Origin of the sequence: Acinetobacter sp. (assembly GCF_050285345.1) — a bacterium.
Taxonomy (GTDB): Bacteria; Pseudomonadota; Gammaproteobacteria; order Pseudomonadales; family Moraxellaceae; genus Acinetobacter.
In genome coordinates this window covers 18,706-31,116 of the sequence record NZ_JBLZXR010000024.1, presented here as the reverse complement: position 1 = coordinate 31,116, position 12,411 = coordinate 18,706, and the positions used below count along the sequence as shown (strand labels likewise).

The following is a 12,411-nucleotide window of genomic DNA, read 5'->3' as shown; positions in this document are numbered from 1 at the left end:
AGAGACTTTCACCTAGCTGCCTGCCATAATCCTTGTTTTTAAAACATTCAATTTTTAGGATATCTACGCTGCAAACATCCAATCTCATCATTCATCTATGGATAAAGCAGCAACCCTTGCAAAAAGTGGTGAAGTGTTGATCTCATTACTTTTGACAAGCCGTATTCCAATCGATTTACATCTCGCAGACTTTTCGCAATCTTGCGTTGTGTACCTGATGTGATATACCTTAGAAGAATAATATTTGACTGTCGAAGATCAAATTTGCATTTTTTTATATTTAAAAGGTATGGACTAGAATGGAACTCAGGCACCTTCGTTATTATGTAGCTGTGGTAGAAGAGCAAAGTTTTACCAAAGCGGCTGAAAAACTCTTTATTGCTCAACCGCCTTTAAGCCGGCAGATCCAGAACCTTGAAGCAGAGCTAGGGATTCAGCTTTTTGAGCGTGGCAGCCGTCCACTTAAGACCACAGAAGCCGGTCAATTTTTTTATCAGCATGCGGTTAAACTTTTGTCTAATGCTGAAGAGATTAAAACCATGACGCAGCGCATTGGTTTAGTCGAAAAAACCATCACCATGGGCTTTGTCGGTTCATTGCTTTACGGCTTTTTGCCTAAAATTATTTATTTATTTCGCCAACAGCATCCCAATTTGAAAATTGAATTGATTGAAATGAGTACCACAGACCAAATTCTGGCATTAAAAGAAGGACGAATTGATGTCGGCTTTGGTCGATTACGTATTTCAGATTCAGCCATACGGCGTGTCTTGTTGCGCGAAGAACCTTTATTGCTGGCGGTACATGCAGGACATCCATTTGCACAGCAAAAAGAAGGCATTTATTTGGCAGATATAGTCGATGAAAACTTATTTTTATACCCAAGCATGCCGAAGCCGAATTTCTCCACCCAAGTTCGCCAGCTATTTTCTGAATACGGCCTTGATCCGAAAAAGTTAAAAGAAGTGCGTGAAATTCAGCTAGCTTTAGGTTTAGTGGCGGCAGGTGAAGGAATCTGCATTGTGCCTGCCAGCGCGCGCAGTATTCAATTTTCACATTTAAACTATATTCCAATATTAGATGATGCTGCTGTCAGCCCAATTTTTATGGCACTTCGATCTATGGATGAAAGTGAATATATACGCTCACTTTTCGACAGTATCTATCAAGTCTATGATTTGGAAGCAATAAAGTATGATCGAGTGGTGATTTAAAAAGCTTACCCAATAAAAGCTTTTTAAATTCTGTTATTATCGTATAGATAATTAAAGCGATAATAATCATGTAAATAGTCAACTTTATGCGAATTTAAGCAAAAATCTTAAATTCGCTTTTTATCGCCTATAAATATAAAAAACAACTCAATCAATGAGTATTTTGATTGAACAGATTTAATTTAACTTTGTTGTAAGATGCTGATATAAAAAATTATTATGATAAACCTACCAAAAAGGTATAAATTTAGAGCTAATCGGTTTTGGACATGAAAAAGTCTTTGCTTCATTGTTCCACCTGCAAGGAACATCGCAAGCAGGAGGCGAGCATGAGCACACAACCTATAAATATCAACACAGTGATTGATGAAGCAAAATTTACTCCATTTCATTGGGGTGTACTGATTTGGTGTCTTTTAATTATTATTTTTGACGGCTACGATTTAGTGATTTACGGTGTTGCCTTACCGCTGCTGATGCAGGAATGGGCACTATCTGCAGTTCAGGCTGGTATGTTGGCCAGTACCGCATTATTTGGCATGATGTTTGGCGCAATGTCTTTTGGAACGCTCTCTGACCGATTGGGCCGTAAAAAGACCATCATGATTTGTGTGGCCATTTTTAGTGGATTCACCTTCTTAGGTGCATTTGCATCAAATCCAATTGAATTCGGTATTTTACGCTTTCTAGCAGGGCTAGGCATTGGCGGCGTGATGCCAAACGTGGTGGCTTTAATGACTGAATATGCGCCAAAGCGTATTCGTAGCACACTCGTTGCGGTCATGTTCAGTGGCTATGCTATTGGCGGGATGACTTCAGCTTTATTGGGTGCATGGTTAGTGACGGACTATGGTTGGAAAATCATGTTCTATATCGCCATCATTCCATTTCTGGCTTTACCGCTTATTTGGAAATTTCTACCTGAGTCTTTAATGTTTCTCACAAAAAAAGGGGAAACTGAAAAAGTCTGTAGCATTGTACAAAAAATTGCACCTGAGCAAAATATCCCACCACAAACTACCTTTAAATTAAATGAAGCTGTTGCAGGTGATGAGGCCCCATTAAAAGCATTGTTCCAACAAGGCCGTACTTTTAGCACCATGATGTTTTGGATAGCATTTTTTATGTGCTTACTAATGGTTTATGCACTTGGAAGCTGGTTGCCGAAACTAATGATTCAAGCGGGTTATTCGCTTGGTGCAAGTATGATTTTCTTATTTGCTTTAAACATTGGCGGTATGGTCGGTGCTATTGGCGGTGGTGTGCTTGCAGACCGTTTCCATTTGAAACCAGTTTTAACAACGATGTTCGCTGCTGGCGCAATCGCATTGATTTTACTTGGTTTTAATAGCCCGCAAGCCGTGTTGTATACTTTAATTGCGATTGCCGGTGCAGCAACCATTGGCTCACAAATTTTACTCTATACCTTTGTTGCACAGTTCTATCCAACTGCGGTGCGCTCTACAGGTATGGGGTGGGCTTCAGGGATTGGACGAATCGGCGCAATTGTTGGACCAGTGTTGACTGGCGCATTGTTAACTTTTGAGTTACCACATCAAATGAACTTTCTGGCGATTGCGATACCGGGTGTGATTGCGGCATTAGCGGTATTTATGGTTAACCTAAAAGCGTCTGTAGATGGTGAAAAAAACAAATCAAAACAAAGCTTTGATGCAGTTAAAACCACCACCAACTAAAGAATATTGAACTCATGAGCCTACTGCACATTAGTAGTAGGCTTATTCTAAAAAATGAACGAACTGTTAGAATCAATAGGCTTTTTATACGTTGTTTTTTAACGCAATTTTAATGCGATAAAAGATTCATTTTAAAGTATTAAAAAAATACATTGCGTTAAAAACCAGCAATGCAAAAGGATCTAAAACCTTAAGAGTAAAAGTCAGGACAGACTTAGATACACAGGACCCGTGTTAAATGAATCAATTTAAGAAGAATGCTCTAGTTGCGACATTATCAATGTTAAGTAGTGCCACATTATATGCACAAAGCAATACAACGACAGAAGTTGAACAACTGAGAAATGAAGTAAATGCGTTAAAACACATGCTTGAACAGTATACGCAGCAACAACAGCAGCAAGCCGTTCAACTGAATGCGGTGAAGCAGCAAGTGTCGACGACGCCTAAGATGGTTGAAAAAACTTTAACCAAAGGTGGGGCTGAGTTCAACTTATACGGTAATGTTCGTATGGACGCATCGTATCAAGCTGAAGGTGGCGCTCGCGATATGCCATATAACCAGATCAATAGCGTACCTTTGGAAGGGAACACCGAAAATAGTGATCGTTTAAGATCAACACTTTCAGCAACGCGCTTAGGCTTAGATTTTAAAACACCGACACAAGTTGGTGATGTCGGCGGTAAAATTGAAGTAGATTTCTTAGGCGGTACTAACCTCGATAATTTACGTATTCGTCATGCATATTTAACTTATGGTAATTGGTTAATGGGTCAGACATGGTCAAACTTTGCCGTTCCAGATTATATGCCGGAAACCATTGATGCATTGGGTTATGTTGGTGGCTCTGTAAAACGTACACCGCAAGTACGCTATACCTACAAATTTGCTCCTGCTACAAATTTAGTTTTAGCGGCTGAAGATTCTAAAGATAGCAGTTCAAATATGCGCTTGCCGGCTTTAACTGCACGATTAAATCATAAGTTTAGCGATACTTTGGCAATCAGCGCTCGTGCAATGGGCTCGGAAAAGAAAACGGATGCAGACACTGAAACCGCATGGGGCGTGGGACTTGGCGCTAAATTGGATCTAACAGAGAAAACATTTATAAAAGCCGATTACTACCATGTTAAAGGTGACAGTAGCTTTGTGTCTTGGACCAACCCCGGTTTTGTGACGAATGCCGATAAAGACATTGTTGAGACCAATGAATTTGATTCGATTACGCTTGGCATTACCCAGCAATTCAATACGCAATGGCGCGGTACATTGGGCTATGGTTATATGAAAGCCGATGAAAATAATGACTATATCAATACCTTTGCTAATAAAACAACAATTAATAAAGACTTATGGCAAGCATGGGCCAATGTGTTCTATAGCCCAACTAAACCGATTAGTTTCGGGCTTGAATATGTCTATGGTGAACGTGAAGCATTTGGCGCTGCGCCAAACGGCAGTAAAAAGGGTGAAGATAACCGTCTAAATGCCGTTGCGATTTATAATTTCTAAGGCAATATACTAAAGGTTGACTAAAAAGCCTGAGCCATGATCTCAGGCTTTTTAGATTTAAATGACATAAAAAATATCTTTTTAAATACTGATTTAATTCAGTATTCTTAAAAACAACATGGACTGAAATTTGTTCTCACTTACGTTTTAGAGTTTTATCTCGACCAATAAATTGTCTAATAAAAAATAGAATTTTAAAGTTTCAAGAAAAACAGTAGTCAAAGTGGGTTTTCTAGGTTAAAACAATTGGACAGACTTGATGTAGATAGGATTGATACATCGTATTAAGTTTACTTCGTTGATAAAAATCACAGATATAAAAATGGAAAAAGCATAAGGAGCACAGAATGCTGGGTAATATGATGTTTAAACCGCTATTAATTAGCAGCATGATTGAACATGCAGGTCGCTATCATGCGGATAGTTTAGTCATTTCAAAAAATACTGATACCACGATTACCGAAACGACTTGGGGGAAAGTTCACGAAAACTCGAAACGTTTTGCCAATGTATTGGTTTCATTGGGACTAAATTTAGGCGACCGTGTTGCGACAATTGCGTGGAATAATCATCGTCATTTAGAGTCTTGGTATGGCATTTCGGGCAGTGGTTTTGTCTGTCACACCATTAACCCGCGTTTATTTCCGGAACAATTAATTTTTATCATTAATGACGCATCCGATCGCGTGATTATATTCGATAAAACCTTCTTGCCTTTAGTCAAAGCAGTGCGACCATTATTAAAATCGGTAGAACACTATATTTGTCTCGATGCTTTTGATGCGGCTATCGCTGAAGATTTTCCAGATATTCAATTTTATGATGATTTAATTGCCGCGCAAAGTACTGACTTTATTTGGCCCGAACTTGATGAATTATCTGCAAGTTCATTGTGTTACACCTCTGGAACGACAGGTAATCCGAAAGGAGTTTTATATAGTCATCGTTCTACCGTGCTACACAGTTACGCGATCTGTATGCCAGATTCACTGAATATTTCAGCACGCGACATTATGATGCCTGTCGTGCCGATGTTCCATGTCAATGCTTGGGGCACACCATACGCCGCAGCCATGGTCGGTTGTACCTTGGTGCTACCAGGTCCGGGGCTTGATGGTGCAAGCCTGACTCACATGATTGATACTTATAAAGTATCTGTGGCTTTGGGTGTGCCAACCATCTGGCAAGGTTTAATCAATGCTGCACAACAAGCGGGTAGTCAACTACCGAGTCTCAAACGCAATGTGGTCGGTGGATCGGCATGTCCACCTGCAATGCTCAAAGTTTTTAAAGAGCAGTTTGACTGCGAAACCATTCATGCATGGGGAATGACTGAAACTAGTCCATTGGGTTCTGCCAATCAGTTCAAAGCCAAGCATCAGCATTTATCTGCAGATGAACAATTACAAATTCGTTTGTCTCAAGGTCGTCCACCATTTGGTGTCGATTTACGTATAACAGATGAAGAAAATGGCACACATGAAGTCACTCGTGATGGCATCACGACAGGTAATCTACAAATCCAAGGTCATTGGATCATTCAAAATTATTTTGGAAAAACTGAGTCTACACACACCGCTGACGGCTGGTTTGACACAGGTGATATTGCAACACTGAATGAAGATGGTTTCCTCAAAATTAGCGATCGCTCCAAAGATTTAATTAAATCGGGCGGTGAGTGGATTTCATCTGTTGATCTAGAAAACTTGGCGATGGGACATCCGAAAATTGCCATGGCAGCAGTGATTGCAGCAACACATCCGAAATGGGATGAACGTCCTATTTTAATTGCAATTAAAAAACCGAATGTCGATTTATCCGATACCGAAATTTTGGATTACTATGCAGACAAAGTCGCAAAATGGCAGGTGCCAGATAAAGTGATTTTTGTCGATGCAATTCCATTAAGTGGTACAGGGAAAATGTTGAAAAAAGACCTACGTGAACAATTTGGTTCTGTCTTACTAGAAAATTAATCCAATTTTAGCGTTCAGGACCGCAAGAACAATTTGAGTTTTTGCGGTTTTTTATGTCTTAGATCATCACTCGAAGGACTTTTGAAATTCCAAAAACCAATTACATCAAACTTTCGTAAAATGGCTTTCAAATAAAAAATACTTCATTGATTAATAACAAAGTTCAATTAATAAAATGGCTTATACGGTCGCTTTAACAGAATGAAAAGCGTAAATTGAAGCTGCATTTATCCTTTAAATATCTTCTATGTTTCCAATTTGGATTTTATTTACTCTTATGGCTGCCTTTATGCAGTCATGGCGTAATGCTTTTCAAAAGCAATTAAGTACCACTGTCGATGTCTATGGTGTCACATTGGCACGTTTTATTTTTGGTCTTCCTTTGGCCTTAATCTATCTGTATGTGCTTTATCAACAACAACCTGTAGAGACAGCGACCACATTTACCATGAAATTTTGGTTCTATGTTGGAGTCGCAGGTTTGAGCCAAATATTAGCCACGATTTTGATGGTGTTATTATTTAAACAAAAAAATTACGCCATTGGTGTGGGCCTAGCCAAAAGTGAGGCGATATTTGCGGCAATCGTGGGTGTGGTTTTTTTAAGTGAACATCTTAGCTTATTTGGTTGGATGGGTGTCTTAATTGGTGGCATGGCAGTATTTTTATTAAGTAAAGGCGGTCAACTGCAACAACTATCGTTACCCACTTTATGCATAGGTGTGGGGAGTGGTTTAAGCTTTGCCATCACTTCATTATTGGTACGTGAAGCAAGCCTTGAATTATTGCATTTACCTGTTTTACATCGCGCAGCATGGGTGCTGTTTAGTGTAATTAGCTTTCAATGTTGCATCATGTTGTTATATCTGGGAGTTTTTAGCCGCAAAACACTGCAAGCGATGTTGCAACGCATAGGGCTAACATTTCGAGTCAGTGTATGCAGCTTTTTAGCTTCATTGGGCTGGTTTACTGCAATGAGTATGCAAACTGTTGCTATTGTCAAAACACTGGGGCAAATCGAAATTTTATTTAGTTTACTGATTTCGACCTATTTCTTTAAAGAAAAATTGGCTCGTTCAGATCATTGGGGTTTAGTGTTGGTTGTGATTGCGGCCATCATGGTGATTTGGGCTTAATCCTGATTTGATTGAATGCTTTATTTATAAAGAGTTTTAGCTAGTACCTGTTGTAATGACATCTGAATTACGATTAAACAAAAGTGCTTCAACGATGGTTTAGTGAACAGAATTTAAGAGGATGAGTTGATCCTATATCATTTGATCTTTAAAAGTCGAAGTTAAAGTCATGTTATTAAATTGCTGTAAATTAAATCAAATTTAAAAATTTGCATAGCCATAGATCTTAAATCTTGTTAGTTTTTAGCATTACATCGTGATATTTAGATCCATTAAAATTTTAGCATTCATTCGTGGGAGGACAATTCATTGGAAACACTTTTGCAAACTTTAACGTTTCATGAATTGTTAACCATTATGGCCTCTGCACTCGGCTGTGGACTTTTAATTGGCTTAGAGCGTGAACGTAAAAACAATCACGATGAGGAACAAGTTTTTGCTGGTTTGCGTTCTTTTACGATCTGTGCCTTGCTCGGGGCATTATGTTTCTTGATTCATTTGGCGGTGGGTTTGATCGGTGCGCTTGCTGTCAGTATGTTTAGTTATTATGGGTTGATTAAACAACAAAAGGATATCGGTTCCACCACAGAACTGGCCTTTGTAATGACCTACTTTATTGGCGCATTGTGTGTTTTTCATATTCCATTGGCAGCCAGTTTAGCAGTCTTATTGACCATCATTTTAATGGGTAAAAATTTCTTGCATGATTTTGCGGGGAATTGGATCAAAGAATATGAACTGCGTGATGGGCTGTTTTTATTGGCCTTGATCCTCATTGCACTTCCGATGATGCCGAATGAACCGTTTTGGGGTTCAGTCTTAAATCCATATGTCATCTTAAAGTTATTAATTTTAATCTTGCTGGTGCAATCTTTAGCGCATATTGCTAAACGCTTATTGTCAGCCAACAAAGCCATTATTTTATCTGCCCTTGCGTCTGGTTTTGTTTCCAGTACCGCAACGATTGCAAGTCTTGGTATGGAGGTGCGGGCAGGAAAAGCCCAAGCCAAATCCAATGCAGGCGCAGGACTATTTTCTTGTGTCGCAACCTTGGTTCAATTATTGATTATTGTATTAGGAGTTAGTTTTGAATGGTTTAAATTGCTCTTAATCCCTTCCTTGGTGGGGATGTTTATTTTATCTTTAGCCGCAATTTACCTTATTCATAGCAGTCCTAAAGGATCAAAGACAGTAAAAAGTTCTGTAGATTACACTATAAATAATTTAAACAATATTCAAGAAAATCAAGCTGAAGACAGCCGAATGTTTAGCTTAAAAGAAGCTGCAATTATCGCAATCACCTTAACAGTAATTCAGGCAATGGTGTATGGCCTGAATGTCTTGCTCGGGGATAAAGGACTGGTTTTGGGTACATTCCTTGCGTCACTTTTTGAAGTTCATGCCGCGATGGCAACCGTGGTCATACAGGGCAGTACTGAAAATTTAACTTTAATTTATGCTGTCGTGATTGGGCTATCAGCGCATGCAATATCAAAATGCATCAATGCATTTTTAACCGGTGGCTGGAAATACTTTGTCTATTTTGCACCGACTCAACTATGCCACATGCTGTGTTTAATTGCGGTATTGATGTTTAGCCTACAATGACCTGATTAAAATTTTTCAAGTTTTAACGCTTTGCTATGTAGTTGATGCAACTTGGCTTTGATCTGCGACCAACTGGTCGAAACCCAACAGACTAAAGAACCAAGTGTAACTAAAATTGCGCCATGCCAGAAACTTAAGCTGAGTTGTGTCTGTAAAATGAACATTGAAATTACAGAAGAAAACATTGGACTGAAATAGGAAAGGGTGACAAGAATGGTAATATTGCCACGAATAATCCCAATATTCCACGCAGCATAGCCCAAAGCCGTAACCGTCGAGACAAGCAACATATAAATGCCGATCGTTAAATCGATCTCGGGAAGCGTTGGCACCCCATGGGAAATAAGCATTTTCAGCCAAAGCACAATCGTAATGATCAAAAAGAAAAATGAAATTGGATTATGACCATGACTATATTTTCGTGTAATGACGCAATATAAAGCCCATAAACTGGCACCTAAAAAGGCTAAAATATAGCTAATAGGATTACTTTGAATATTCGAAATAACCGTGTTCCAGTCAAAACTTTTATTGCCAGTTTGAATCAGAATGATTCCACCCAGACTGATACACAGTCCCATAATCACAAAAATATTGAATTTCAGCTCTTTAAATAAAATCAGGGCAATAATGGTCAAACTTGGCCATAAATAGTTCACCAAACTGATTTCAATGGCTTGTTGTGGTGTTTGTGCCAGTGCTATGGCATATGAAAAGCACAGCTCATAAACCACAAATAAAGTTGTCGCAAAAATTAAATAATTACGGGAAATTTGCTTTAAATTTGGAATACGAAACAGTAATAAAAGAATTATGGTACTGAAGGTGTACATGAACAACACGGCAAGGTCAGGCCCAATATTAAAACTAATTTTTTTCAATAAACCGACAATTGATGACCATTGTAGGATCGCACTGAAACCTAGCAGTGTTGCGAGATTTTTGGACATGAGTTCAGACGTGTTGCAAAGGGAGATAAGCTGAAGTGCACAGTATAATGATTATCAAAAGAAGGTGTGATGCTTCTAAAAAATTATTCGTATTTTTTACTTAAAAAATATGTGATTTAGGCTGTGTTTTAATGCTCTGCCCAATATTAAAAATGGATTCTACCTACACTTAAATTGATTTAATTTCAATCAAGGTGATGATACTGGCATTCCAATGTCATTACATTTTATTTTTTAAATGAAGTTTGTTGAACATCATCGAAGTTTAATTGGTTTTATTGCGTATGAAAAAAGCGACTCCTGAGAGCCGCTTTTATTTTGGATTTTGAAGAATTAATTGACGCGTATCCATGTTTGACTGCGACCCAATGCTGAAATACCGATATAGCCACGTCCATGCAGAGTCTTACCATCATTAGACATTTTTGCATTAAAGCTATAGGTCTTACCATTTTTCGGGTCAGTAATTTTACCGCCATCATAGGTGTGTTTACCGGTGTTTTTCAGACCATGCACGATTTGCACACCAAGTAAGGGTTTATTGTGAAATTTCCCCACACATTTCTTACAGCTTTCAGCTTCACCCGGAGTGAGTACATCGACAATTTTTGCCGATAACACACCATTTGAGGTTTCATTAAACTGAACAATGGATAAAGGTTTTTTAGTTTGATCATCAATGGTTTTCCATTTCGTGCCATGCAATGGATCCGCTGCCAAAGCAAGTGTCGATACCAGAGATAAACCAATTATACTCAGAGTTGTTTTTATCATTTTAGAACCTCTATATCATGTTTAGAGATGTGTACGCTAAGACCCTATAAGTAAGGTATGAATAGCAAGACACATGACTGTTGAATTGAGCAAGGTTAGATTGCTAGCTTCGACACTTATACTGCCAAATAAATAAGTATATTTTGTGGAGTTTATATATTGATTTTGAATATTCAATTCCCTAATTAAATAGAAAAAATAGCAGTTATGTTGGACTCTGTTGATATATAAAGGAGTTTGTATTTTTTTATAGCTTTTTCCTTGTCTAAACTTTTGGATAAAGCCTCTAAAAGGTAAAAAATATTTTACAATGTTGAATCTACTGATTAAATATATAGCGTATGATCAGACGAAAACTGAATGAATGGGCAATATTCATATCATTTTCAGCATGTATTAAATTCATAAATAGTCATTAAAAATAATCATTTTATTCATCTCACTTCTGCTTTTAAGCTTGAGCCAGATTAAAGAATAGCTATAGGACAATACATGAAAAACTTTAAAGCCAAGGTTGCTGCAATTACGGGTGCAGGCTCAGGTATAGGTCAGCAGTTGGCAATTTTATTGGCGAAAGAAGGCGCGAACTTAGCATTAAGTGATCGTAATACCGAAGGCCTAGCACAAACTGTTGAACTATTAAAAGCCACAGGAGTGAAAGTCACCCAAACCACACTGGATGTTTCAGACCGAGCTGCTGTGGAAAAATGGGCAGCAGAGACACAAGCTGAGTTTGGTCAAATTAATTTGATCTTTAACAATGCTGGTGTGGCCTTGGCGAGTACGGTCGAAGGGATGAGTTATGACGAAATTGAATGGATTATAAATATCAATTTCTGGGGTGTGGTCTATGGAACCAAAGCCTTTTTACCCTATTTAAAACAAAGTGGTGATGGTCATATTGTCAATATTTCAAGCCTATTTGGTTTAACCGCACAACCGACCCAAAGCGCGTACAATGCCACAAAGTTTGCAGTTCGTGGCTTTACTGAATCGCTGCGTCAAGAACTTGATTTGGAAAATGCAGGAGTTAGCGCAACATGTGTGCATCCCGGTGGCATCCAGACCAATATTGCCAATAGCGCGCGAATGAGCGACAGTATTCGTTCATTGGGTATGAATCCTGCCAAGGCGAGTAAAGCTTTTAATAAAGTGTTAAAAACACCACCTGAAGTTGCTGCCAAAGTAATTTTGGATGCGGTACGACAGGATAAACGTCGTATTTTGATTGGCAATGATGCAAAAATTATCGATTTAATTCAGCGAATTGCACCGACACATTATGCAAAGGCTATTGATTTACTTAGTGGTAAAAAAAAGCGTAAATAATTCCAGTTTTAATCAACTTTAATTTACTTTAATTACAGTAATGAGAGCCACAGCCAAATCTAAAAAGGAGGCGAGATTAAAAGCCTCTTTTTTTAATGAATGATTTTGCATTTAAACTTTGACCTCTATCCAGATATAAAAACAGGTGCATAAAAACAAAAATATTGAAATTTTGATGCAGCGTTAAAATCGTTTGACTTGGGATAGATTTAAAG

9 protein-coding genes are annotated in these 12,411 nt (G+C 38.3%); 7 read left to right on the top strand and 2 right to left on the bottom strand.

The window, feature by feature from the left end; genetic code table 11:
• The first annotated feature begins 299 nt into the window (after positions 1 to 299).
• From ACN6OV_RS02100 to ACN6OV_RS02075, 6 genes are all read left to right on the top strand, one after another.
• Positions 300 to 1,214, top strand: a complete 915-nt coding sequence (locus ACN6OV_RS02100; protein WP_427949243.1) for a LysR substrate-binding domain-containing protein — start codon at positions 300 to 302, stop codon at positions 1,212 to 1,214.
• Between the two features lie 329 nt (positions 1,215 to 1,543).
• Entirely contained in the window at positions 1,544 to 2,911 is a 1,368-nt protein-coding gene (locus ACN6OV_RS02095; RefSeq protein ID WP_427949241.1) for an MFS transporter, read from the top strand.
• 238 nt (positions 2,912 to 3,149) lie between these two features.
• Positions 3,150 to 4,424, top strand: a complete 1,275-nt coding sequence (locus ACN6OV_RS02090; RefSeq protein ID WP_427949239.1) for a DcaP family trimeric outer membrane transporter — start codon at positions 3,150 to 3,152, stop codon at positions 4,422 to 4,424.
• A gap of 347 nt (positions 4,425 to 4,771) precedes the next feature.
• On the top strand, positions 4,772 to 6,400 hold the full coding sequence (locus ACN6OV_RS02085) for a long-chain-fatty-acid--CoA ligase (protein WP_427949238.1): 1,629 nt from the start codon (positions 4,772 to 4,774) through the stop codon (positions 6,398 to 6,400).
• A 247-nt stretch (positions 6,401 to 6,647) separates the two neighbouring features.
• Entirely contained in the window at positions 6,648 to 7,535 is an 888-nt protein-coding gene (locus ACN6OV_RS02080; RefSeq protein WP_427949236.1) for a DMT family transporter, read from the top strand.
• 357 nt (positions 7,536 to 7,892) lie between these two features.
• Complete coding sequence (locus tag ACN6OV_RS02075) at positions 7,893 to 9,143, top strand: MgtC/SapB family protein (protein ID WP_427949277.1); 1,251 nt, start codon at positions 7,893 to 7,895, stop codon at positions 9,141 to 9,143.
• 5 nt (positions 9,144 to 9,148) lie between these two features.
• Here the strand turns inward: ACN6OV_RS02075 and yddG are convergent, their stop codons facing one another.
• Together yddG and ACN6OV_RS02065 are read right to left on the bottom strand one after the other, a co-directional pair.
• Complete coding sequence (gene yddG, locus ACN6OV_RS02070; protein WP_427949234.1) at positions 9,149 to 10,093, bottom strand: aromatic amino acid DMT transporter YddG; 945 nt, start codon at positions 10,091 to 10,093, stop codon at positions 9,149 to 9,151.
• A gap of 333 nt (positions 10,094 to 10,426) precedes the next feature.
• On the bottom strand, positions 10,427 to 10,864 hold the full coding sequence (locus ACN6OV_RS02065; RefSeq protein ID WP_427949276.1) for a DUF2147 domain-containing protein: 438 nt from the start codon (positions 10,862 to 10,864) through the stop codon (positions 10,427 to 10,429).
• A 495-nt stretch (positions 10,865 to 11,359) separates the two neighbouring features.
• On the opposite strand from ACN6OV_RS02065, the gene ACN6OV_RS02060 reads away from it, so the two are divergent.
• Complete coding sequence (locus tag ACN6OV_RS02060) at positions 11,360 to 12,196, top strand: SDR family NAD(P)-dependent oxidoreductase (RefSeq protein WP_427949232.1); 837 nt, start codon at positions 11,360 to 11,362, stop codon at positions 12,194 to 12,196.
• The last annotated feature ends 215 nt before the right edge of the window (positions 12,197 to 12,411 follow it).

Excerpts from the sequence above, each read along its gene's own strand:
- ACN6OV_RS02100 (WP_427949243.1), top strand. The coding sequence starts at position 300 with ATGGAACTCAGGCACCTTCGTTATTATGTAGCTGTGGTAGAAGAGCAA.
- ACN6OV_RS02095 (WP_427949241.1), top strand. The coding sequence starts at position 1,544 with ATGAGCACACAACCTATAAATATCAACACAGTGATTGATGAAGCAAAA.
- ACN6OV_RS02090 (WP_427949239.1), top strand. The coding sequence starts at position 3,150 with ATGAATCAATTTAAGAAGAATGCTCTAGTTGCGACATTATCAATGTTA.
- ACN6OV_RS02085 (WP_427949238.1), top strand. The coding sequence starts at position 4,772 with ATGCTGGGTAATATGATGTTTAAACCGCTATTAATTAGCAGCATGATT.
- ACN6OV_RS02080 (WP_427949236.1), top strand. The coding sequence starts at position 6,648 with ATGTTTCCAATTTGGATTTTATTTACTCTTATGGCTGCCTTTATGCAG.
- ACN6OV_RS02075 (WP_427949277.1), top strand. The coding sequence starts at position 7,893 with ATGGCCTCTGCACTCGGCTGTGGACTTTTAATTGGCTTAGAGCGTGAA.
- yddG (WP_427949234.1), bottom strand. The coding sequence starts at position 10,093 with ATGTCCAAAAATCTCGCAACACTGCTAGGTTTCAGTGCGATCCTACAA.
- ACN6OV_RS02060 (WP_427949232.1), top strand. The coding sequence starts at position 11,360 with ATGAAAAACTTTAAAGCCAAGGTTGCTGCAATTACGGGTGCAGGCTCA.